Below are 22,916 nucleotides of genomic sequence, written 5' to 3'. Positions count from 1 at the left end.
GCGTTACGGGCTGCTGCTAATGCGAGTGCATCGCGAACAGGACGATGATCGTGGTGACCACCAGGGTGGCGATGCCGATGACGATGCCGGCGACCGCGAGACCGTAGCCGTCTTGCTGGGTGCGCTTGATCTGGTTAATAGCGACCGCGCCGAGCACGATCGCCACAATCGAGCCGAGGCAGCAGCAGAACACCCCGGTAAACGAACAGATGAGCGACGCGATCGCGAGCTTGTTCGTCCCCGGTTTCACTCCGCTCGGCAGCCCGTAGCCCCCGTAGTCCGGCGCGGGGTAGTAGCCGCCCGGGTAGGGCGGCGGCGGCCCGTAGCCGCCGGCCGGCCCACCGAATTGCGGCTGCCCCTGTTGGTACGGCGGGGGGCCGTAGGCGGCGGGCTGGTCGTACCCGGGTGGCGGCCCGTACCCGGGCGGAGGGTACGGGGTGGCATAACCGGGGTGGTATTCGGCGGGATAGCCCGGCGGCGGATACGCCGGCGGCGGGTAGTCGGGTGCCGGCGCCGATGCCGGCGGTTCCCACGGCGTCTCTGGCTGCTCGGGCGCACCGCTGCCGGCCGGGGACGGTTTGGCCTGGTCATCGTGGGCGTGTTCGCCGAAGCCATCGCCGGGCGCTGTCATGGTGTTCAACCTAGCCGATGCGCGGGTGGCGGACTGGCGGCGAACCGCCCCGGATCGGCACCGGCCACATCGGGCGGTGCGCCCTGTTTTCGCAGGTTGACGCGCGGTCGCCGGATAGGCTGGGAGGCCCCGAGATGTGATGTTGGCCTGGGCGGAGGAGAATGAGCACCGATGACTAGTCCTTTCCAGCCGGGTCAAGTTCCCGGCGCGACGCCTCCGGGCGCGGCCGCCCGCCGGCATGGCGCCCCGGGGTTGCCGACACCGCCCAAGGGCTGGCCGGTCGGGTCCTATCCCACCTACGCCGAGGCGCAGCGGGCCGTCGACTACCTCTCCGAACAGCAGTTCCCGGTTCAGCAGGTGATGATCGTCGGCGTCGACCTGATGCAGGTCGAACGGGTGACCGGCCGGCTGACGTGGCCCAAGGTGCTCGGTGGCGGCGTGCTCAGCGGGGCCTGGCTGGGGCTGTTCATCGGGTTGGTGCTCGGCTTCTTCAGTCCGAGCCCGTGGGCCGCGCTGGCGACCGGCCTGGTCGCCGGCGTCTTCTTCGGCTTGATCACCTCCGCCGTGCCGTACGCGATGGCCCGTGGCACAAGGGATTTCAGTTCGACCATGCAGCTGGTGGCCGGCCGTTACGACGTGCTCTGCGATCCGCAGAATGCGGAGAAGGCACGGGATCTGTTGGCGCGCTTGGCGATTTGAGGACGCGCGCGAGGGGTGTGAACTCGGTGGTGAACTGTCGCGTGCGCCGGCGCCGGACGGGTGTCATCGCGTTGGCGGCGATGACCGTCGCCGCGGCGTTGTCGGCCTGCGGGTCCGCCGGCAACGGTGTGGTGATCACCTTCTTCACGCCGGCCACCGATTCGGCCGCGTTCAACGCCGTCGCGCAGGAGTGCACCAGGCAATTGGAAGGCCGGTTCGCCATCCGGCACGTGAGCCTGCCGAGGGGTCCCGGGGAACAGCGTGTGCAGCTGGCACGGCGACTGAGCGCTCACGACCGCGGGCTGGACGTGATGGCGCTGGACGTGGTGTGGACCGCGGAGTTCGCCGAGGCGGGGTGGGCGCTTCCGCTATCCGACGACCCCGAAGGGCGGGCCGACGCCGACGCCATCGATGACACCCTGCCCGGCCCGGTGGCGACAGCCCGCTGGAAGCACAAGTTGTATGCCGCGCCCGTCATTACGAATACGGAATTACTTTGGTACCGGCCCGATTTGGTGAGGCAACCGCCGCTGGACTGGGGCGCGATGGTGGCCGAGGCCGCCCGGTTGCACGCTGCCGGTCGGCCCGCCTGGATCGCGGTGCAGGCGAACGAGGGGGAGGGCCTGGTGGTGTGGTTCAACACGCTGCTGGCGAGCGGCGGGGGTCAGGTGCTCTCCGAGGACGGCCGCCAGGTGACCTTGACCGACACGCCCGCGCATCGGGCGGCGACCGTCAATGCGCTGCGGATCCTCAAGTCGGTGGGCACCGCCCCGGGGGCGGACCCGTCGATCACCCGGACCGACGAAGGCACGGCGCGCCTGGCGGTCGAACAGGGCAGGGCCGCACTGGAAGTCAACTGGCCGTATGTGTTGGCCTCCATGTTGGAGAACGCGGTGAAGGGCGGTGTCCCGTTCCTGCCGCTCAACCGGAACCCGGCCATGGCGGGCAGCATCAACGACGTCGGGACGTTCGTGCCGAGCGACGAACAATTCCGCATTGCCTACGACGCCAGCCAGCAGGTCTTCGCGTTCGCGCCGTATCCGGGTGTGGCGCCGGGCCGGCCGGCCAAGGTCACGATCGGCGGGCTGAACCTGGCCGTGGCCAGCACCACCCGCCACCGCGCGGAGGCTTTCGAAGCCGTGCGCTGCCTGCGCAGTCCGTCGAGCCAGAAGTACGTGTCGATGGAGGGCGGCCTGCCCGCGGTGCGGACGTCGTTGTACTCCGACCCGCAGTTCCAGGCGAAGTATCCGATGTACACCGTGATCCGCCGCCAACTCACCGACGCCGCCGTGCGGCCGGCAACGCCGGTGTATCAGGCGTTGTCGCTGCGGCTGTCGGCGACACTGAGCCCCATCACCGGGATCGACCCGGAGCGGACGGCCGACGAACTCACCGCGGAGGCGCAGAAGGCCATCGACGGCAAGGGTTTGCTGCCGTGACCGCAATCGCCGCTGCGCCGCGCCCGCGTAGCCGAAACCGGCTGTCGGAACGGCGCCTTGCCTTCGCGCTCGTCGCGCCGGCGGCGATTCTGATGATTGCCGTGACGGCCTACCCGATCGGCTATGCGGTGTGGCTGAGCCTGCAGCGCAACAACCTCGCCACCCCCAATGACACCGCGTTCGTCGGATTGAGCAACTACCAGACGATCCTGACCGACCGGTATTGGTGGACCGCGCTTGTCGTGACCCTCGGCATCACCGTGGTCTCGGTGGCGCTCGAGTTCGTGTTGGGTCTGGCGCTGGCCTTGGTCATGCACCGCACCCTGATCGGCAAGGGCCTGGTGCGCACCGCGGTGCTCGTCCCGTACGGCATCGTCACCGTGGTCGCGTCGTACAGCTGGTACTACGCGTGGACGCCGGGAACCGGCTACCTGGCCAACCTTTTACCGCACGGTGGCGCGCCGCTGACACAGCAGCTCCCATCGCTGGGAATCGTCGTCCTTGCCGAGGTCTGGAAGACGACGCCCTTCATGGCCCTGCTGCTCCTCGCCGGCTTGGCGCTGGTGCCCGAGGACCTGCTGAAGGCCGCCCAGGTGGACGGCGCGGGGCCGTGGCGCCGGCTGATCCGGGTCACCCTGCCGATCATCAAGCCGGCGGTGGTGGTCGCGTTGCTGTTCCGGACGCTGGACGCCTTCCGCATCTTCGACAACATCTACGTGCTGACCGACGGCGCCAACAACACCGACTCGGTGTCAATCCTGGGTTATGACAACCTGTTCAAGGGGTTCAACGTCGGGTTGGGCTCGGCGATCAGCGTGCTGATCTTCGGTTGCGCCGGCGTCATCGCACTCGTCTACATCAAGGTGTTCGGCGCGGCGGCGCCCGGTGGTGACGTCGATGGCCGCTAGAGCGGTGGGCGCGCGGCGCGCCGCCGCCTGGGCGGTCATCGACACGGTGGTGGTGGTGTACGCACTTCTTCCGGTGTTGTGGATCCTCAGCCTCTCGCTCAAGCCGTCGTCAACGGTCAAGGACGGCAGGCTGATTCCGTCGTCGGTGTCCTTCGAGAACTATCGCGGCATCTTCCGCGGCGACCTGTTCAGCTCGGCACTGGTCAACTCGATCGGCATAGGGTTGATCACCACCGCGATCGCGGTGGTGCTCGGCGCGATGGCGGCCTACGCGATCGCCCGGCTGCGCTTTCCCGGCAAGCGGGTGATGATCGGCGCCACCCTGCTGGTCACGATGTTCCCCGCGATCTCGCTGGTCACCCCGCTGTTCAACATCGAACGCTTCGTCGGCCTGTTCGACAGCTGGCCGGGACTGATCCTGCCTTACATCACATTCGCTCTGCCGCTTGCCATCTACACGCTGTCGGCGTTTTTCCGGGAGATTCCCTGGGATCTGGAGAAGGCGGCCAAAATGGACGGCGCCACGCCCGCCCAGGCGTTCCGCAAAGTGATCGTCCCGCTGGCGGCACCCGGGGTGGTGACCGCGGCCATCCTGGTGTTCATCTTCGCCTGGAACGACCTGCTGCTGGCCCTCTCGCTCACCGCCACCAAGGCCGCGATCACCGCGCCGGTGGCCATCGCGAACTTCGGTGGCAGTTCACAATTCGAGGAGCCCACCGGATCGATCGCGGCCGGTGCCGTCGTGATCACGGTCCCGATCATCGGTTTTGTTTTAATCTTCCAACGACGAATCATCGCCGGGTTGACCTCTGGCGCGGTGAAGGGATAGCGCGATGGCCGAGATTGTGCTGGACCATGTCAGCAAGAGCTTCCCGGACGGCGCCACGGCGGTGCAGGACCTCAGCGTCACCATCGCCGACGGCGAATTCCTGATTCTGGTCGGGCCCTCGGGCTGCGGCAAGACGACGACACTGAACATGATTGCCGGCCTTGAGGACATCTCGTCGGGGGAGCTGCGCATCGGCGGCGAGCGGGTGAACGAGAAGCCGCCCAAGGACCGCGACATCGCGATGGTCTTCCAGTCGTACGCGCTCTACCCGCACATGACCGTGCGACAGAACATCGCGTTCCCGCTGACGCTGGCGAAGATGAACAAGGCGGAGATCGCCCAGAAGGTGGAGGAGACCGCCAAAACCCTTGACCTGACGGAACTGCTCGACCGCAAGCCCTCCCAGTTGTCGGGCGGCCAGCGCCAGCGGGTCGCGATGGGCCGGGCGATCGTGCGCCACCCCAAGGCCTTCCTGATGGACGAACCGCTGTCCAACCTGGACGCCAAGCTCCGGGTCCAGATGCGCGGCGAGATCGCCCGCCTGCAGAAGAGGCTGGGCACCACGACCGTCTACGTCACCCACGACCAGACCGAGGCGATGACGCTGGGCGACCGGGTGGTGGTGATGCACGGTGGGGTCGCCCAGCAGATCGGTACCCCCGACGAGCTCTACGAGCATCCGGCCAACCTGTTCGTCGCGGGGTTCATCGGCTCGCCGGCCATGAACTTCTTCCCCGCCACGATGACGGCCGTAGGCCTGACCCTGCCCTTCGGGGAAGTGATGCTCTCACCGGAAGTCCAGCAGATGATCGCGCAGCACCCGGCGCCGGAGAACGTCATCGTCGGGGTGCGGCCCGAGCACCTGCAGGACGCCGCGCTGATCGACGGGTATCAGCGCATCAGGGCGCTGACCTTCGAGGTGAAGGTCGACCTGGTCGAGTCGCTGGGCGCCGACAAGTTCGTGTACTTCTCCACCGCGGGGTGGGCGGCGCGCTCGGCCCAGCTCGACGAGCTGGCCGCCGAGGCCGATGCGCACGAAAACCAGTTCGTGGCAAGGGTTCCCGCGGGATCCAAAGCGGCGATCGGGCAGCTTATCGAGCTGGCGTTCGACACCACGAAGCTCGCCGTCTTCGACGCCCGTTCCGGCGCGAACCTGACGGCGTCTGCGGAGCGGTGACGCCAATCCTGGACCAGGTGCGCGCTCACCTGCACCGCCACTTCGCCGACGTCCAGCCCGATTCGGCGAGCGTCACCTTCCTGGGCACCGAACCGATCGAGGTGCTGCGTTTCCGCGGGAGCGACGGGTTGATGCATTACGTGTCACTGGGGTGTTCGCGGTATCCGATGACCGACCCGGCGCAGATCATCGATGACCAGACGCGCGGCCCGCGCGCCGAAGTCGTTCTGCGCCTGCGCGATCCGGGACCGGTCGCCGGTATCGCCCGCAGCCTGGCGGTGCTGGCGGCGACGCCGGCCGTCGAGGGTCTGGTGCTGGCCGCCGACGCGTTGGTCGACCTCGGGTCCCCGTTGTGGGCGTGGCCGAGTGGGCGGGTCCCGTTCACCGCGGTGTTATTGGGCCCGAGCGACATCGAGGATCTGCCGCTGGAACCGCCGCGTGATCCGGTGCAGTTCCTGTTGGCCACGCCCATCACCGCAACCGAGGCGGCGTGGGTGCGGTTGAAGGGCGCCGAAGCCATGCGGCAGGCGTGGGTGAACGACGGCGTCGACGTGCTGAACCCGAATCGTCCCGCCGCGCAACCCGATTGACGAACAGGCCCGCCGCGCTAGAGCCAGTTGTTGCGCCGGAACTGGAAATAAAGCACGAGACAGGTCAGCGTCATCGCCGCCATGACCCCCGGGTATCCCCACGTCCAGTTCAACTCGGGCATGAAATGGAAGTTCATGCCGTAGATGGCGGCGACCATGGTGGGGACCGCCAAAATACCGGCCCAGGCCGCCATCTTGCGCATGTCGTTGTTCTGCTGCATCCCGACGCGGGCCAGTGCCGCCTGGATCAGCGAGTTGAGCATGTCGTCGTAGCTGGCGATGTGGTCGGCGGCCTCGGAATGGTGGTCGGCGAGGTCCCGCAGGTAACGCCGCACCTCCTTGGCGATGAGGTCCTTGTTCTCCACCTGGATGCGGTGGAACGCGCCGGATAACGGGTTGACGCACCGGCGAAGTTCGACGACCTCACGCTTGAGCAGATAGATCGGTTCGACGTCGATCTTGCGGCCCGGCGCGAACGCCACCTCCTCGATGGCGTCGATGTCCGATTCGACCAGATGACTGACCACGAGGTAGTGGTTCACCACCTCGTGCGCGATGGCGTGCATCACCGCGTACGGACCGAGCCGCAGTTGCTCGGGGTCGGCCTCCATCCGCTTGCGCACCTCGGACAGCCCGCCGTGTTCGCCGTGGCGGACGGTGACCACGAAATCCTTTCCGACGAAGACCATGACCTCGCCGGTTTCGACGATCTGGCGGGCCTGGGCCACCGATTCGTGTGGGACGTAGTTGACCGTCTTCAGCACGAGGAACAGGGTCTCGTCATAGCGCTCCAGCTTCGGCCGCTGGTGTGCGCACACGGCGTCCTCGACGGCAAGCGGGTGCATCCCGAAAAGGTCGGCGACTTCCTGCATCTCGGTGTGGTCGGGTTCGCGCAGGCCGACCCACACGAACGCCTCGTGGCCGAGCATTTCGATCTGGTGCACTTTGTCCCGCGCCGCGGCGTAGCTGAATGTCCCCGGCAGCCTGTGACCTTCGGCGTAGACGGCGCAATCGACCAACGTCTCGTTGGGGGACGGCGGTTGGGGAACTGGAGGCGTCGGACGGGGCTCGTGCGCGAGTGGACGAAGCGCTTCCGGCAAGGCGTCGAAACCCTGGAACACATCCACCTCCGATCGCTGCGCAGGTCTGACCGGCGGTGCTCCATGCTACGCGTCCCGGCTGCCCGAGGCGCGGCGATCCGGCCGCGTGGGACGGGCCCGGCCCATGGACCGGAGGTTGGCGGCCGGGAAGGGTGCGCTAGTTTCGAGCCGAGACCGAATCTGCATGACCATCTCCACAAGGAGTAATTCGACGTGAGCGCAAGTCCACTCAAGGTTGCCGTCACCGGTGCCGCCGGCCAGATCGGCTACAGCCTGTTGTTCCGCCTGGCGAGCGGTTCACTGCTGGGCCCCGACCGCCCGATCGAGCTGCGTCTGCTCGAGATCGAGCCGGCGCTCAAGGCGCTGGAGGGCGTCGTGATGGAACTCGACGACTGCGCGTTTCCGCTGCTGTCGGGCGTCGAAATCGGCGCGGACCCCAACAAGATCTTCGACGGCGTGAACCTGGCCCTGCTCGTGGGCGCCCGCCCGCGCGGCCCGGGCATGGAGCGCAGCGACCTGCTGGAAGCCAACGGCGCGATCTTCACCGCGCAGGGCAAGGCACTGAACTCGGTGGCCGCCGACGACGTCCGCATCGGCGTGACCGGCAACCCCGCCAACACCAACGCGCTGATCGCGCTGAGCAACGCGCCCGACATCCCGAAGGAGCGGTTCTCGGCGCTGACCCGTCTGGACCACAACCGGGCCATCTCGCAGCTGGCCAAGAAGACCGGCGCCAAGGTCACCGACATCAAGAAGATGACCATCTGGGGCAACCACTCGGCCACCCAGTACCCCGACATCTTCCACGCCGAGATCAACGGCAAGAACGCCGCCGAGGTGGTCAACGACCAGAACTGGATCGAGAACGACTTCATCCCGACCGTGGCCAAGCGCGGTGCGGCGATCATCGACGCGCGCGGCGCCTCCTCGGCCGCCTCCGCCGCGTCGGCGACCATCGACGCCGCCCGATCCTGGCTGCTGGGCAGCCCGGACGGTGACTGGGTTTCCATGGCGGTCTTCTCCGACGGCTCCTACGGCGTGCCCGAGGGAATCGTGTCGTCGTTCCCGGTGACCACCAAGGACGGCGACTGGTCGATCGTGCAAGGTCTGGAGGTCGACGAGTTCTCCCGCGGCCGGATCGACAAGACGACCGCCGAGCTGGTCGACGAGCGCAACGCGGTCACCGAGCTCGGCCTCATCTGATCGGGCGCCGGGGTGCACTGAGACGCACGTCACCAATTAGGCCTACTAATGGGTAGTCAGTACCCTGAAGCGCGTGTCCGAATTGGTTGAATCGATACAGACGCGCGCCGAACACAGCGCGATCACCGACGCGGAGATCTTCGAGGCACACGTAGGCGGCAAGCTCTCCGTAGGCCCGACGGCCCCGGTCGACACCCGGCGCGCCCTGTCGATCGCCTATACCCCGGGCGTGGCGCAGGTCAGCCGCGCGATCGCCGCCGATCCGACCCAGGCCGCCCGCTACACGTGGGCGAACCGGCTGGTCGCCGTCGTCAGCGACGGCAGCGCTGTGCTGGGCCTGGGTGACATCGGCCCCGCGGCCTCGCTGCCGGTGATGGAGGGTAAGTGCGCCCTGTTCCGGGCGTACGGCGGGCTGAACGCGATCCCGATCGTGCTGGACACCAAGGACCCCGACGAGATCGTCGAAACCCTGGTGCGTCTGCGCCCGACGTTCGGCGCCGTCAACCTCGAGGACATTTCCGCGCCCCGCTGCTTCGAGATCGAGCGCCGCGTCATCGAAGCGCTGGACTGCCCGGTGATGCACGACGACCAACACGGCACGGCGATCGTCGCACTGGCCGCCCTGATGGGCGCCACCAAGTTGCTCGGCCGGGACATGACGTCGCTGCGCGTGGTGGTTTCCGGCGCCGGCGCCGCGGGCGTGGCGTGCACGAATCTCCTTCTGGCGATGGGTGTTTCCGACATCACCGTGCTTGACTCGCGCGGAATTCTGCACACCGGGCGCGACGACATGAACAGCGTGAAAAGCGTCTTGGCGCAGCGCACCAACCCCGACGGTCTCACGGGCAGCATGGCGGAGGCGCTGCGCGGCGCCGACCTGTTCCTCGGGGTGTCGGGTGGTGTGGTGCCCGAGGAGATGATCGCGACCATGGCGCCCGATGGGATCGTTTTCGCGCTGTCCAACCCCGACCCGGAGATCCACCCGCAGGTCGCGGCGAGGTACGCGGCGGTGGTGGCCACCGGCCGCAGCGACTTCCCGAACCAGATCAACAACGTGCTGGCCTTCCCCGGCGTGTTCCGCGGGGCGCTCGACGCGGGGGCGCGCCGGATCACCGAAAAGATGATGGTTGCCGCGGCCGAAGCGATCTTCTCGGTCGTCAGTGATGACCTGGCGTTCGACCGGATCGTGCCCAGCCCGCTGGACCTGCGCGTCGGGGACGCGGTCGCCACGGCGGTGGCCCTGGCCGCGGACCCCGTCGACATCGCGGGGTGAGAACCGGCTGGCTGGCGGTGCCGCTGCTCGCCGCCTTACTGGTTGTGGCCGGCTGCGGCACCGATAGCGGCGACCACCGCGCCCGTCCGGAACTGGTGGTCGGCTCCGCGGCGGATCCCGAGTCGTCGCTGCTGGCCGGTGTCTATGTGGCCGCCTTGCGCTCCTACGGTTTCGCGGCGCGCGCCGAGACCGCCGACGATCCGATGGCGCGCCTGGACTCGGGCGCGTTCACCGTCGTGCCCGCCCTGACCGGCCGCAAGCTGCAGAGCCTGCAGCCCGGCGCGGTGGCGATGTCGGACGCGGAGGTGTATCGCGCGATGGTGGCCGCGCTCCCGGAAGGGGTCGCCGCGGGTGACTATACGACGGCCGCGGAAGACAAGCCCGTGCTGCTGGTGACGGGCTCCACCGCCAAGTCGTGGGGTGGCAGCGATGTCAGCGCGGACCTGAGCACGCTGCTCAAGCATTGCGCCGGCTTGGCCGTCGGCGCCGTCACTGGGCGTCCGGCTCCGTCGGCGGTCGGCACCTGCCGGCTTCCCGCCCCGAGCGAATTCCCCGACGAGACAACGATGTTCGCCGCGGTGCGGGCCGGGCAGCTGACCGCGGGGTGGACGACCACCGCCGACCCCGGCCTGCCCGCCGATCTGGTCGCGCTGGCCGATGGCAAGCCCGCACTCGTCCGGGCCGAGAACGTGGTGCCGCTGTATCGCCGCAACGCGCTGAGCGATCGTCAACTGCTGGCCATCAACGAAGTCGCCGGAGTGCTGGACACCGCGGCCCTGGTCGACATGCGGCGGCAGGTGGCCGCGGGAACCGATCCCCAGGCGGTGGCCGGCGGGTGGCTGGCGGAGCACCCGCTGGGCCGGTGAGCGTCTAGCGTTTCGGCAGCAACCGGGTCACGACGTCCTTCACCCGGCGCATGACGGGCCCGCCCAGTAGCCGCTCGGGTTCCGAACCCGTCAGCCGCACCACCAGGTCCATGGCCTTGACGTCGGGTCCGACCAGCACGCGAGCCTTGTTCTTGCGCACGCCCGCGACGATGAGCTGGGCCGCCCGTTGCGGTGTGGTCTTGGCCTGGTGTTCCTCGAACAGTTCCGCCAGGCCATCCTGGTCGAGCCCGTCGGCGAAGATGGCGTTGCGGGCAAAGCCCGTCTTCACGCCGCCGGGGTGGACCGTCGTCACCCGCACCGGGTGGCCGGCCCGCACCATCTCCAGCCGCAGCGCCTCGGTGAAGCCCCGGACGGCGAACTTGGCCGACACGTACGCCGCCTGCCCGGGCGCCGAGAACAGGCCGAGCGCGCTCGAGATGTTGATGACGTGGCCGTCGCCGGAGTCGATCAGGTGCGGGAGGAAGGCCTTGGTGCCGTTGACGACGCCCCAGTAGTCCACGTCCATGACGCGTTCGATGTCCTTGAACTGGCTGTCTTCGATGGACCCGACGAACGTGATGCCGGCGTTGTTGTAGACCTGGTTCACCTTGCCGAAGTGCTCGCGGACGGCGTCGGCGTAGGCCAGGAACTCCTCGCGCTCGGTGACGTCGAGGCGGTCGGCCTTGACCGCTGCGCCGATGGCCTTCAGCTGGGCCTCGGTTTCCGCCAGCCCCGCGGTGTCCACGTCGCTGATCGCCAGGTTGGCGCCCGCGCGGCCGAGTTCGAGGGCCAACGCCTGGCCGATCCCCGAACCCGCGCCGGTAACCACGGCGACCTTGCCGGCAAACCCATGCATGCGGTACTCCCTCGTGGCGGCGTGCTGCGCCAGGCTATCGGCTACCGGCGAGCAACGCTATGAATTCCCTCACTGCTTGGGCATCAACCGGCCCATGACGGGGCCGAACAGCTGCTGGTATCCGGGGCCCGTCAGCCGCACCAAGGCGTCCAGCACCTTGGCGTCCGTGCCGACCAGCACCCGGGCCTTCTTCTTGCGCACCGCCTCCAGGATGATCTGCGCGGCTCGTTGGGGGCTGGTCTTGGCCAGCCGTTTGTCGAACAGGCTGGCCAGCTGGGCCTGGTCGAGCCCTTCGGCGGCGGTGGCGTTGCGGGCGATCGCGGTCTTGATGCCGCCGGGGTGCACCGTGGTCACCGCGACCGGGCGGCCGGTCGCCGCCATTTCCTGTCGCAGCGCCTCGGTGAAGCCCCGGACCGCGAACTTCGCCGAGTTGTAGGCCGCCTGCCCGGGCACGGAGAAAAGCCCGAACACGCTGGAGACGTTGATGACGTGCCCGTCGCCGGACGCGATCAGGTGGGGGAGGAACGCCTTGGTGCCGTTGACCACGCCCCAGAAGTCGACGTCCATCACCCGTTCGATGTCCTTGAACTGGCTGACCTCGACGTCGCCGGTGAAGGCGATGCCCGCGTTGTTGTAGATCTGGTTCACCTTGCCGAAGTGCTCGCGGACCGCGTCGGCGTAGGCCAGAAACGCCTCACGCTCGGTCACGTCGAGACGGTCGGCCTTGACCTCGGCTCCGATCGCCTTCAGCTGGGCCTCGGTCTCGGCCAGGCCCTCGACGTCGACGTCGCTGATGGCAACCTTGGCGCCCGAGCGGGCCAGCTCGACGGCCAGCGCTCGCCCGATACCCGAACCCGCGCCCGTCACCACGGCGACCTTGCCGGCGAACCCTTGCATGAGCACCCTTCCTTGTCGGCCCCGTTTGCGTCGAGGCTAGCCGGTACCGGGAGTCCCCGATATCGGCGGGTGGGGCAATGCGATCAGCGGAACGCCGTGTCGAGGATCTCCTGCTGCTCGACCGCGTGCACCTTCGACGAGCCGGACGACGGGGCGGACATGGCGCGGCGCGAGATCCGCTTGAGCCCGGTCAGCTTGTCGGGCAGCAGCTCCGGCAGCTCGAGGCCGAACCGCGGCCACGCGCCCTGGTTGGCCGGCTCCTCCTGCACCCAGAAGAACTCCTCGACGCTCGGGTAGCGGTCCAGCGTCTCGTTGAGCCGGCGCTTGGGCAGCGGGGCGAGTTGCTCGATGCGCACGATCGCGACGTCGTCGCGGTTGTCCTTGGCCTTGCGCGCGACCAGCTCGTAGTAGATCTTCCCGCTGGTCAGCAGGATCCGCCTGACCTTGCCCCGGTCCCCGATGCCGTCTTCGTAGGTCGGCTCTTCGAGCACCGAGCGGAACTTGATCTCGGTGAAGTCCCTGACGTCGCTGACGGCGGCCTTGTTGCGCAGCATCGACTTCGGCGTGAAGACGATCAGCGGCCGCTGCACGCCGTCAAGGGCGTGCCTGCGCAACAGGTGGAAATAGTTGGACGGCGTCGAGGGCATCGCGATCGTCATCGACCCCTCCGCCCACAGCTGCAGGAAGCGTTCGATGCGGCCCGAGGTGTGGTCGGGGCCCTGACCTTCGTGGCCGTGCGGCAGCAACAGCACCACGTTGGACAGCTGACCCCACTTGGCCTCACCCGAGCTGATGAACTCGTCGATGATCGACTGGGCGCCGTTGACGAAGTCGCCGAACTGCGCCTCCCACAGCACCAGGGCGTCCGGGTTGCCCACGGTGTAGCCGTATTCGAAGCCGACGGCGGCGTACTCCGACAGCGGTGAGTCATACACCAGGAACTTGCCGCCGGTGGGCGTGCCGTCGGGGTTCGTCGCGAGCAGTTGCAGCGGGGTGAACTCTTCGCCGGTGTGCCGGTCGATGATCACCGAGTGCCGCTGGGAGAAGGTGCCGCGCCGGGTGTCCTGGCCCGACAGCCGGACCAGCTTGCCCTCGGCCACCAGCGACCCCAGGGCCAGCAGTTCGCCGAAGGCCCAGTCGATCTTGCCTTCGTAGGCCATCTCCCGGCGCTTTTCCAGCACCGGCTGCACCCGCGGGTGCGCGGCGAAGCCCTCGGGCAGGGCGAGGAACGCGTCCCCGATCCGGGACAGCAACGCCTTGTCCACCGCCGTGGCCAGGCCCGCGGGAAGCATCTGGTCGGCCTCGACCGATGCGCTGGGCTGCACACCGTGCTTCTCCAGGTCCCGGACCTCGTTGAACACCCGCTCCAGCTGGCCCTGGTAGTCGCGCAGCGCGTCCTCGGCCTCCTTCAGCGAGATGTCGCCGCGGCCGATCAAGGCCTCGGTGTAGCTCTTGCGGACCCCGCGCTTGGTGTCCACGACGTCGTACATGGCCGGGTTGGTCATCGACGGGTCGTCGCCCTCGTTGTGGCCGCGCTTGCGGTAGCACAGCATGTCGATGACGACGTCCTTCTTGAACTTCTGCCGGAAGTCCACCGCCAGCTTCGCCACCCATACGCACGCCTCGGGGTCGTCGCCGTTGACGTGGAAGATCGGCGCCCCGATCATCTTCGCGACGTCGGTGCAGTACTCGCTGGACCGCGAATACTCCGGCGCGGTGGTGAAGCCGATCTGATTGTTGACGATGATGTGGATGGTGCCGCCGACCCGGTAACCGGGCAGATTCGCCATGTTGAGCGTCTCGGCGACCACGCCCTGACCGGCGAAGGCGGCGTCACCGTGCAGCATCATCGGCACCACCGAGAAGGCCTTCTCGTCACCGTCGTCGTGGGCGCCCCGGTTGAGCAGGTCCTGCTTGGCCCGGACCAGGCCCTCCAGCACCGGGTCCACGGCTTCCAGGTGCGACGGGTTGGCGGTCAACGACACCTGAATGTCGTTGTCGCCGAACATCTGCAGGTAGACGCCGGTGGCGCCGAGGTGGTACTTGACGTCACCGGAACCATGGGCCTGCGACGGATTGAGGTTGCCCTCGAACTCGCTGAAGATCTGCGAGTACGGTTTGCCGACGATGTTGGCCAGCACGTTGAGGCGCCCGCGGTGCGGCATCGCGATGACCACCTCGTCGAGGCCGTGCTCGGCGCACTGGTCGATCGCCGCGTCCATCATCGGGATCACGCTTTCCGCACCTTCGAGCGAAAACCGTTTTTGGCCAACGTATTTGGTCTGCAGGAAGGTCTCGAAGGCCTCGGCGGCGTTCAGCTTGCTCAGGATGAACTTCTGCTCGGCCACCGTCGGCTTGACGTGTTTGGTCTCGACGCGCTGCTGCAGCCACTCCTGTTGTGTGGGCTCGAGGATGTGGGTGTATTCCACGCCGATGTGCCGGCAGTAGGCGTCGCGCAGCAGGCCCAGCACGTCGCGCAGCTTCTTGTACTCGCAACCGGCGAAGCCGTTGACCTTGAACACCCGGTCGAGGTCCCACAGCGTCAGGCCGTGGTTGAGGATCTCGAGGTCGGGGTGGCTGCGGAATCGGCTGCCGTCCATCCGCAGCGGGTCGATGTCAGCCATCAGGTGGCCGCGGTTGCGGTAGGCCGCGATCAACTCCATCACCCGGGCGTTCTTGTCGACGATCGAGTCCGGGTTGTCGGTGCTCCACCGCACCGGCAGGTACGGGTTGCCCAGTTCGCGGAAGATGTCGTCCCAGAACGTGTCCGACAGCAGCATCTCGTGGATGGTCCGCAGGAAGTCGCCGGATTCCGCGCCCTGGATGATCCGGTGGTCGTACGTCGAGGTCAGCGTGATCAGCTTGCCGATCCCCAGCTCGGCGATGCGTTCCTCACTGGCGCCCTGGAACTCGGCGGGGTACTCCATGGCGCCGACACCGATGATGGCGCCCTGGCCGCTCATCAGCCGCGGCACCGAGTGCACCGTGCCGATGGTACCGGGGTTGGTCAGCGAAATCGTCACGCCCGCAAAGTCTTCGGCGGTCAGCTTGCCGTCCCTGGCCCGCCGCACGATGTCCTCGTAGGCGGCGACGAACTGCGCGAACCGCATGGTTTCGCAGCCCTTGATGCCGGCCACCACCAGGGAACGCTTGCCGTCCTTGCCCTGTAGGTCGATGGCCAGGCCCAGGTTGGTGTGCGCCGGGGTGACCGCGGTCGGTTTGCCGTCGATCTCGGCGTAGTGCCGATTCATGTTCGGGAACTGCTTGATCGCCTGCACCAGTGCGTAGCCCAGCAGATGGGTGAAGGAGATCTTGCCGCCACGGGTGCGCTTGAGCTGGTTGTTGATGACGATCCGGTTGTCGATGAGCAGCTTGGCCGGGACGGCGCGGACGCTGGTGGCGGTCGGGACATCCAGCGAGGCGGACATGTTCTTGACGACGGCGGCCGCGGCGCCGCGCAGGGTTTGCAGCTCGTCGCCTTCGGCCGGTGGCGGAGTCGGGGCCTTGGGTTTGGCCGGGGCTGCCGTGGGGGCGCCGGTGGCGCCGTTGCCGGCGGGCTTGGCCGGCGCCGCGGTCTGCGTGGACGGCGCGGGCTGTGCTTGCGGGGCGCTGGGCGCGGCCTGGCCGTCACCGCTGCCCGCCGCGCTCGAGGGCGATTCGCCGGTCGGCTCGGGGTTGTAGTCGACCAGGAACTCATGCCAGCTCGGATCGACCGACGAGGGGTCATCGCGGAACTTGCGGTACATCTCCTCGACCAGCCACTCGTTTTGCCCGAATGGTGAACTTATGTTGCTCACGACCGCCGTTCGCCTCAATTCCTCTGTCCTGCAAGCGCTTTAAGCAGCTGGTGCGCAGCGCCTGTGCATTTGTCGACCCCGGAGTGTGGAGCACCTCACACCAGTGTCGGTGCTCAACGTTTCCGCCCTATAAAGGCTAACCTTTCGCCAGCGATTCGCCAGGGAGACGGGGGTGGCAGGGACAGCCGCCCGTCAGCCGGCTTCGGGGAACGGCGGCACCAGGTGCAGCGCGCGTGGCCAGCGCGCCGGCGGGGTGCCGAACGCCCGGTCGGCGTTGCGGACGATCTTCTTGCCGGCGAAATAGTTGCCCAGCGCCCCGACGACGATCCCGATCCCCACCGGCAGCAGCTTGCCGAACATCAGGGCACCGCGTCGCAGTGTGTACCGCCTGACCCACGACTTGAGCAACCGCGAGTTCAGCCGCGACATCGAGGACAGCGGCACGGCGGCCACGCTTTCGGAAATCCACCCGCCATTGGTGCGGGCCGGGCCGAACAGCTGGGCGACCGCGTCCTTGCTGTTATCGCCGACCAGCACGGACAGCACCAGGGCCCGGCGCAGTTCCCGGTGGTCGGCGGGGATGTCGTACACCACGGCGACCGCCAGCACGAAGAACGCGGTGGCCTCCAGGAACGTCACCGTCTCCGCCGCGGCGGCCGACAACGCGCTCAACGTGCCGATGCCGGGGATGGTCGCCGCGGCCCCCACCGCCATGCCGCTGGCCGTCACCATGCCCACGTAGCGCTTCTGCAGCTTGGCGAGGACGTCGGCCGGGCCGCTGCTCGGGTGCGCGTTGCGCAGCCGGGCCACATACGCCTCGGCCGCCGGGCCCTGGATCCGCGAACTTCGCTCGATGACCTGGGCCAATGCCCGCGCGGATGCCTTGGGCCTGCCGTCGGTGGGCGGCGCCTGATCCGCGTGCGACATGCTGAAAAACCGGTTCGAAGACCGCTTCCGTCGGGCCCGCATCTTGCCTCTCCTGCAAATGGCGTCTTACCAGGCTAACCTGCCCGCACCGCAACACCGGCCGAACACGAACCTTCGCCTCGTGTACCCCGGATCGGGTCCGTGCCTGCCCCCGATCGCCGCAGCGGCAATAATGCAGGCTGGACGTCGTGACGGGCGGGCCGGTCAACCAGACAGGCGCCGCGCGGGCACGCAACGTCGGGAGCGGAAACGAGGTGGGTAGATGACCACGGCGACGCCTCCGTCGTCCGGGGGAACCCGGCGCGCGGCGCCGGACCCGGCTCACGTCACCAACCGCTGGAACCTGCTCACCCAGAACTCGCCGCAGTCCCGGAAGCCCTGGAACGCGCTCTGGGCGATGATGATCGGCTTCTTCATGATCATGGTCGACTCGACCATCGTCGCCGTCGCGAACCCGACGATCATGACCAGGCTGCACATCGGCTACGACACCGTGGTCTGGGTGACCAGCGCCTACCTGCTCGGTTACGCGGTCGTGTTGCTGGTGGCCGGGCGACTCGGTGACCGATTCGGCACCAAGAACCTCTACCTGATCGGTCTGGTGGTGTTCACCGTCGCGTCGGTGTGGTGCGGGCTGTCGGGCAGCGCCGCCATGCTGATCGCCGCCCGAGTCGTCCAGGGTGTCGGCGCCGGGGTGCTCACCCCGCAGACCTTGTCGACCATCACCCGGATCTTCCCGCCGGAGCGGCGCGGCGTCGCGGTCAGCCTGTGGGGCGCCACCGCGGGGGTGGCCAGCCTGGTAGGCCCGCTGGCCGGCGGCGTGCTCGTCGACGGGCTGGGGTGGCAGTGGATCTTCTTCGTCAACGTCCCGATCGGCGTGCTGGGGCTCGCGCTGGCGTACTGGCTCGTCCCGGTGTTGCCCACTCAGTCGCACCGGTTCGACCTGGTCGGCGTCGCGCTGTCCGGGCTGGGGATGTTCCTGATCGTGTTCGGGCTGCAACAGGGCCAGGCCGCGCACTGGGAACCCTGGATCTGGGCGATGATCGTCGCCGGCATCGGGTTCATGACGGTGTTCGTGTTCTGGCAGTCGATGAACACCGACGAGCCGCTGATTCCCCTGGCGATCTTCGGCGACCGCGACTTCGGCCTGTGCAACGTCGGGGTGGCCATCGTCTCGTTCGCGGCGACGGCGATGATGCTGCCCCTGACGTTCTATGCGCAGGCCGTGTGCGGGCTGTCGCCGACGCGTTCGGCTCTGCTGATAGCGCCGATGGCGGTCGCCAACGGCGTGTTCGCTCCGTTCGTCGGCAGGATGGTGGACAAATACCACCCCCGGCCGGTCCTCGGTTTCGGATTCTCGGTGCTGGCGATCGCGCTGACCTGGCTCACCTTCGAGATGTCCCCGGCGACCCCGATCTGGCGGCTGGTGCTGCCGTTCTTCGCGACGGGCGTCGGGATGGCGTTCGTGTGGTCGCCGCTGACCGCCACCGCGACGCGCAACCTGCCACCGCGCCTGGCCGGCGCGGGCTCGGCCGTGTACAACTCCGTCCGCCAGCTCGGCGCGGTGCTCGGAAGCGCCGGCATGGCCGCGTTCATGACGGCGCGGATCGGCGCCGAGATGCCGCCGCAGCCGTCCGCCGGCCCCGGCGGCGAGGAGCCCGCCACGCTGCAACTGCCCGAATTCCTGCGCGACCCGTTCGCGGCCGCCATGTCGCAATCCGTGCTGCTGCCCGCGTTCATCGCGCTGTTCGGGATCGTGGCCGCCCTCTTCCTGGTGGGCTTCGCACCGTCGGCCACGGCCGGCGGTCCGCCCGAAGCGGGCGACATGTTCGACGACGACTATGACGACGACGACTACGTCGAATGCATCCTCGTGCGCGAACCCGAACCCGAACCCGAACCCGAGGCCCCACCGCGCGCGGCGTACGGGGCCGAAAGCCGGTCCGGGCCGGCCGCCGATCGGGCCGCCCGCACGCGCCGGGCGCCCGCCGACGTGCGTACCAGTCCGCGCGGCGACCCAGTTCCGCATAGCGGACCAATTGGGTTCGCGCACAACGGCTCTCATGTCGACACCCGTCAGCGCTTCCGTCCGGTCACCGAGCTGTCGGCACGCGCCTACCGGTCTGCGCCGCGCGAGGGGGCGGCCCCTCCCGCGGAACGCCCGCCCAACGGCTCGACGCGAGGTCAGCGTCACCGCCGCGATCCCGACGACAACCCGACCGGCTACGGCCGCCATTCGTCCGGCACCTAGGTGTGGGCCGGGACCGCGGTCAGACCGGCTCGGTCAGCGCCAGGAACGCGCCCAAGTCGATCAGGCCCGCGGGGGCGGTGGGCAGGTATTCGGTCAGTGACGCCGAGCGCACGATAACGGCCGCATACTGGGCCCGGCTGATGGCCACATTGAGCCGGTTCCTGTTGAGCAGGAACGAGATTCCCCGCGGTACCACGTCCGCGGAGGAGGCCGTCATCGACATGAACACCACCGGCGCCTGCCCGCCCTGGAACTTGTCGACCGTGCCGACCCGGATTCCGCCGAGCCCGGCGGCGGTCAGCCGTTGACGCAGCAGCGCCACCTGCGCGTTGTAGGGCGCCAGCACCAACACGTCGGAGGCGGTCAGGGGCCGCGTGCCGTGTTCGTCCGTCCACGGCGTGCTCAGCAGCCGATCGATCTCAGTGGCGATCGCCTCGGCCTCCTCCGGGCTCTCCGTCGAGTTGCCGTGATGCCCGACGGTGAGCGTTCGAACGCCGGGCGGGTATCCGGAAAGCCTTCGGGCGGCGGTGCATTCGTGGGAATGGAGCCTGCCCTCGTAGGACAGCGCGGAGACGGCGGCGCAGACCGCCGGATGCATGCGGTACGAGCGGTCCAGGAAGTAGCCGCGCTGGTCCGGCAGGGTGCGCTGACCGTCCACCAGCCAGTCGAGCGCCGAGGTGTCGACCGGGTCGGGATGGGTTCCCTGGCTGACCTGCGGCAGCTGCTGGGGGTCGCCGAGCAACAACAGGTTGGCGGCCGCCGGGGCGACCGCGATGGTGTTGGCCAAGCAGAACTGGCCCGCCTCGTCGATCACCAACAGGTCGAGGCTGTCCGGCGGTATCCGGTTGGTGTTGGCGAAATCCCACGCCGTGCCGCCCACCACGCACCCCGCGGTGCCGGCGATGAACGCGGCGTAGGCGCTGCCATCGATCTCCTGCCAGCGCGGGGCGCCGTGCTCGTTGCGTTTCTTTGCGACCCGCGCCGGGTCCAGCCCGGTGTCGACGACGCAGTCCAACAGGTTCTCCACGGTGGCATGCGATTGCGCCACCACGCCGATGCGCCAGCCATGGTCGGTCGCCAGCCGCTGCACGACGCGGGCGGCGGTGTGCGTCTTGCCGGTGCCCGGCGGCCCGTGCACCGCCAGGTACGACGAGTCCAGGTCCAGCAGTGCCGCGGTGATGTCGGCCGCGGTGTCGGCGCCACGCGGCAGCGCGTTGCCGCTTCGTGTGCGGGGCGCCCGGCGCAGCAGGATGTCGACGACGGCGCTGCGCGGCAGCTGCGGCAGACCGGCCGCCACGGCGGTGGCCGTGGCTTCGATCGACTCCCGCAGCGCGGTCGTCGGAATCGGCGGGCCCGGGGTGAGGGCGAACGGGAGTTCGTGAAATGGCTTGCCGTCGTTGCCTACTCGCTCAACGATGGTCACCTCGGTGGGCAGGGCCGGATCGTCGGCCTCGATCACCGTGGCGCGTCCGGCCGCCCGCCGGTCGGGATCGTCGGACATGCCGGGTGGGGCCGGGGGGTCGTAGAGCGCGAAGACGTCGGTCAGCAGTTCGCCGCGTGCCAGCTCGCCGCGCAGTCGCACCCGTCGCTGCGCCTTGCGTGCGCGGGGCGGGATGTTCCAATCGACGCTGACCGACGCGTGCTCGGCGATGAAGACGTCGGTGTCGTCCGCCCACTCCTCGACGGGGAAGTTCAACCGGTCAAAGTGTGCCCACCAGAACGGTTTGTCCTCGCGCCGGTGGTAGCCGCGCGCCGCGGCGAGCAGCGCCACGGCCGTCTGCTCGGGCGTGCGCCCGCCGGCGGCGGCGTCACCGGTGAACCTCGACAACGTCGTCGCGAGCTGGTCACGGTCCTCGACGGTGTTGCCGCCCCGCACGGGCTGGGCGCCGATCGGCAGGACCCCGGATTCGTAGGCGCGCAACATCAACCAGTTCCGTAGCTCCTGGGTCGATCGGCAGTCGTAGTGGTTGTAGTCCTCGATCTCCTTGAGCACCGACGCGGCCTCGTCGCTGCGGCCGTCGGCCCGCAGTTCGCAGTACCGGGCGTAGGAGGTGATCGAACCGGTGGCCGTCGTGACGTCACCGGCCCGCAGCTGCGCTCCCATGTAAAGCGGTTCGAGCGCCTTGAGGCTGAACGACTCCGCGCCCACGCGAATGCTCTTGCGCACCAAGGGGTAGAGGTCGACCAGCGTTCCGCTGCGCAGCAGTTCGTCGACTTGGTCCTCGCCGACTCCGTAGCGGCCGGCGAGCCGCAGCAACGCCGTCTTTTCGTAGGGCGCGTAATGGTAGATGTGCATGTTCGGCCGGCGCCTGCGGCGCTTGGCGACCATCGCCAGGAATTCGGCCAGGGCCTTACGTTCGTCCACCCGGTTGTGCGCCCACAGCGGGCGAAAGGTGCCGGACGGCCCGGCTTCCAGGACGCCGAACAGGTATTCCAGACCCCATTCCCGCCCGTCGAGCGTCCACAGCGGGTCGCCCTCGAAGTCGAAGAACAGATCGCCCGGGTCAGGCTCGGGCAGCAGCGTCAGCGGCTGCGGATCGACGATCTCGAAAAGTGGCGTGCCGCTTTCGCGCTGGCGGACTTGGAGTCTCGCCTGGGCGGTCAGCTTGCCGAGAGCTCCGGGCGAAATGTCCGGCACGGGGCCGGTATGCCGGGCCAGCTCGGGCACCGTGGTGATGCCGGCGTCGATCAGCTTGTCCCGCTGGCCCACTCGCATCCCCGCGACCAGCAGCAGGTCGTCGGTGGCGCGCACCTGCTCGGTGCACAACGCACAACGGAAACAGGCGCTTACGCGCGTGTCGTCCCAGCGGACCGGGGCGCGGCCGGCGTGGTGCTCGTCGAGGAGCCGCTGCAACCGTGCGCGCTGCGCGCGGTAGACCGGAACGAGGTCGCGGACGCGGTAGCGGGCGGCCGTTCCGTCGCCCAGGTGCAGTTCGGCCTCGGGCGCCACCGGCACACCCGAGGCGTCCAGCGCGTCGGCGTAGGCGGCCAGCTGCAACAGCGCGGTCACGTTGGCCGATCGGGCCAGCTTGGTGTCGATCACCCGGTACCGGTCGCCGTCGCGCACCAGAAAGTCGGCGAAGCCGACGAAGCGGCCGTCGAACATGGCGGCCTGATACACCGCGGGCGCGCCGCCGGCGATGGCGCGCCGGGTCGCCTCGGCGGCCGCCGCGAGGCCGGCGAGGGTGTAGGCCGGGCGGCCGATGACCGCGACGCCATCGCCGAACTCGTCGCGCAGCCGGCCGAGTTCGCGTCGCTCGTGCTCGTTCCCGAGGGCGGCGGTCCGTGCGAGCAGGTCGTCTTCGGCCGTGGCGGCGGGTCCCCAGCCCAGCTTCGCGTCGAAATCCCGCAGCAGTGCGTACTCGCACCGGGCCGCCGCGGCCAGATCCGACGCGCTGTACACAATGCTGTCGCCGGTGACGAACACAGCAGCAACTGTAGGGGAGGGGACCGACGGAAAGGCGGTGTCGCCG

General features: G+C 68.7%; 17 protein-coding genes. 10 read left to right on the top strand and 7 right to left on the bottom strand.

Annotation, left to right across the window (positions count from 1 at the left end; genetic code table 11):
• Positions 1-16 precede the first annotated feature (16 nt).
• Positions 17-631, bottom strand: a complete 615-nt coding sequence (locus G6N37_RS12660; protein ID WP_167527379.1) for a DUF4190 domain-containing protein — start codon at positions 629-631, stop codon at positions 17-19.
• A gap of 171 nt (positions 632-802) precedes the next feature.
• Here G6N37_RS12660 and G6N37_RS12655 point away from each other — a divergent pair, with 171 nt between their 5' ends.
• From G6N37_RS12655 to G6N37_RS12630, 6 genes are all read left to right on the top strand, one after another.
• Positions 803-1,330, top strand: a complete 528-nt coding sequence (locus G6N37_RS12655) for an iron ABC transporter permease (RefSeq protein WP_163680722.1) — start codon at positions 803-805, stop codon at positions 1,328-1,330.
• 80 nt (positions 1,331-1,410) lie between these two features.
• The gene (locus G6N37_RS12650; RefSeq protein ID WP_163684979.1) at positions 1,411-2,769 is read left to right on the top strand and encodes an extracellular solute-binding protein; all 1,359 of its coding nucleotides are present in this window, start codon (positions 1,411-1,413) and stop codon (positions 2,767-2,769) included.
• Complete coding sequence (locus G6N37_RS12645) at positions 2,766-3,677, top strand: carbohydrate ABC transporter permease (protein ID WP_163680719.1); 912 nt, start codon at positions 2,766-2,768, stop codon at positions 3,675-3,677. Before G6N37_RS12650 ends, G6N37_RS12645 begins: the two co-directional genes overlap by 4 nt.
• Positions 3,678-3,681: 4 nt before the next feature.
• Entirely contained in the window at positions 3,682-4,506 is an 825-nt protein-coding gene (locus G6N37_RS12640; protein WP_163684982.1) for a carbohydrate ABC transporter permease, read from the top strand.
• A 4-nt stretch (positions 4,507-4,510) separates the two neighbouring features.
• Positions 4,511-5,683: an ABC transporter ATP-binding protein gene (locus G6N37_RS12635; RefSeq protein ID WP_163680716.1), complete on the top strand. Its 1,173-nt coding sequence runs from the start codon at positions 4,511-4,513 to the stop codon at positions 5,681-5,683.
• Entirely contained in the window at positions 5,680-6,273 is a 594-nt protein-coding gene (locus G6N37_RS12630; RefSeq protein WP_163680714.1) for a suppressor of fused domain protein, read from the top strand. Before G6N37_RS12635 ends, G6N37_RS12630 begins: the two co-directional genes overlap by 4 nt.
• Positions 6,274-6,290: 17 nt before the next feature.
• On the opposite strand, the gene corA is transcribed toward G6N37_RS12630, so the two are convergent.
• Complete coding sequence (gene corA / locus G6N37_RS12625) at positions 6,291-7,394, bottom strand: magnesium/cobalt transporter CorA (protein ID WP_163684977.1); 1,104 nt, start codon at positions 7,392-7,394, stop codon at positions 6,291-6,293.
• A gap of 192 nt (positions 7,395-7,586) precedes the next feature.
• Here corA and G6N37_RS12620 point away from each other — a divergent pair, with 192 nt between their 5' ends.
• The 3 genes from G6N37_RS12620 (at position 7,587) to G6N37_RS12610 (ending at position 10,715) form a co-directional block, all read left to right on the top strand.
• The gene (locus tag G6N37_RS12620) at positions 7,587-8,576 is read left to right on the top strand and encodes a malate dehydrogenase (RefSeq protein WP_163680711.1); all 990 of its coding nucleotides are present in this window, start codon (positions 7,587-7,589) and stop codon (positions 8,574-8,576) included.
• A 73-nt stretch (positions 8,577-8,649) separates the two neighbouring features.
• A complete protein-coding gene (locus G6N37_RS12615) occupies positions 8,650-9,849 on the top strand; it encodes an NAD(P)-dependent malic enzyme (protein WP_163680708.1) in 1,200 nt (399 codons plus the stop codon).
• Complete coding sequence (locus tag G6N37_RS12610; protein WP_163680705.1) at positions 9,846-10,715, top strand: glycine betaine ABC transporter substrate-binding protein; 870 nt, start codon at positions 9,846-9,848, stop codon at positions 10,713-10,715. The genes G6N37_RS12615 and G6N37_RS12610 overlap by 4 nt, the downstream gene beginning before the upstream one ends.
• Positions 10,716-10,719: 4 nt before the next feature.
• Here the strand turns inward: G6N37_RS12610 and G6N37_RS12605 are convergent, their stop codons facing one another.
• From G6N37_RS12605 to G6N37_RS12590, 4 genes are all read right to left on the bottom strand, one after another.
• Positions 10,720-11,571 carry an SDR family NAD(P)-dependent oxidoreductase gene (locus tag G6N37_RS12605; protein WP_163680701.1) on the bottom strand — a complete coding sequence of 284 codons (852 nt, stop codon included), beginning with the start codon at positions 11,569-11,571 and terminating at the stop codon, positions 10,720-10,722.
• A gap of 69 nt (positions 11,572-11,640) precedes the next feature.
• Positions 11,641-12,468 (bottom strand): SDR family NAD(P)-dependent oxidoreductase, encoded by an 828-nt coding sequence (locus G6N37_RS12600; protein ID WP_163680697.1) that lies wholly within the window; start codon positions 12,466-12,468, stop codon positions 11,641-11,643.
• Between the two features lie 83 nt (positions 12,469-12,551).
• Positions 12,552-16,265 (bottom strand): multifunctional oxoglutarate decarboxylase/oxoglutarate dehydrogenase thiamine pyrophosphate-binding subunit/dihydrolipoyllysine-residue succinyltransferase subunit, encoded by a 3,714-nt coding sequence (locus G6N37_RS12595; protein WP_163680695.1) that lies wholly within the window; start codon positions 16,263-16,265, stop codon positions 12,552-12,554.
• 192 nt (positions 16,266-16,457) lie between these two features.
• Positions 16,458-17,234: a hypothetical protein gene (locus G6N37_RS12590; RefSeq protein WP_174813824.1), complete on the bottom strand. Its 777-nt coding sequence runs from the start codon at positions 17,232-17,234 to the stop codon at positions 16,458-16,460.
• Positions 17,235-17,454: 220 nt separating this feature from the next.
• Here G6N37_RS12590 and G6N37_RS12585 point away from each other — a divergent pair, with 220 nt between their 5' ends.
• On the top strand, positions 17,455-19,443 hold the full coding sequence (locus G6N37_RS12585; protein WP_163680689.1) for an MFS transporter: 1,989 nt from the start codon (positions 17,455-17,457) through the stop codon (positions 19,441-19,443).
• A gap of 19 nt (positions 19,444-19,462) precedes the next feature.
• Here G6N37_RS12585 and G6N37_RS12580 read toward each other — a convergent pair whose 3' ends face one another.
• Complete coding sequence (locus tag G6N37_RS12580; RefSeq protein WP_163680686.1) at positions 19,463-22,870, bottom strand: TM0106 family RecB-like putative nuclease; 3,408 nt, start codon at positions 22,868-22,870, stop codon at positions 19,463-19,465.
• Positions 22,871-22,916: the final 46 nt, after the last annotated feature.

Source organism: Mycobacterium seoulense (assembly GCF_010731595.1).
Lineage (GTDB): Bacteria > Actinomycetota > Actinomycetes > Mycobacteriales > Mycobacteriaceae > Mycobacterium > Mycobacterium seoulense.
This window is presented reverse-complemented; position numbering and strand designations above follow the sequence as displayed.

Coding starts and splice junctions, on each gene's coding strand:
- G6N37_RS12585 (WP_163680689.1), top strand. CDS start 17,455: ATGACCACGGCGACGCCTCCGTCGTCCGGGGGAACCCGGCGCGCGGCG.
- G6N37_RS12605 (WP_163680701.1), bottom strand. CDS start 11,571: ATGCATGGGTTTGCCGGCAAGGTCGCCGTGGTTACCGGCGCGGGTTCG.
- G6N37_RS12600 (WP_163680697.1), bottom strand. CDS start 12,468: ATGCAAGGGTTCGCCGGCAAGGTCGCCGTGGTGACGGGCGCGGGTTCG.
- G6N37_RS12655 (WP_163680722.1), top strand. CDS start 803: ATGACTAGTCCTTTCCAGCCGGGTCAAGTTCCCGGCGCGACGCCTCCG.
- G6N37_RS12635 (WP_163680716.1), top strand. CDS start 4,511: ATGGCCGAGATTGTGCTGGACCATGTCAGCAAGAGCTTCCCGGACGGC.
- G6N37_RS12590 (WP_174813824.1), bottom strand. CDS start 17,234: ATGCGGGCCCGACGGAAGCGGTCTTCGAACCGGTTTTTCAGCATGTCG.
- G6N37_RS12660 (WP_167527379.1), bottom strand. CDS start 631: ATGACAGCGCCCGGCGATGGCTTCGGCGAACACGCCCACGATGACCAG.
- G6N37_RS12650 (WP_163684979.1), top strand. CDS start 1,411: ATGACCGTCGCCGCGGCGTTGTCGGCCTGCGGGTCCGCCGGCAACGGT.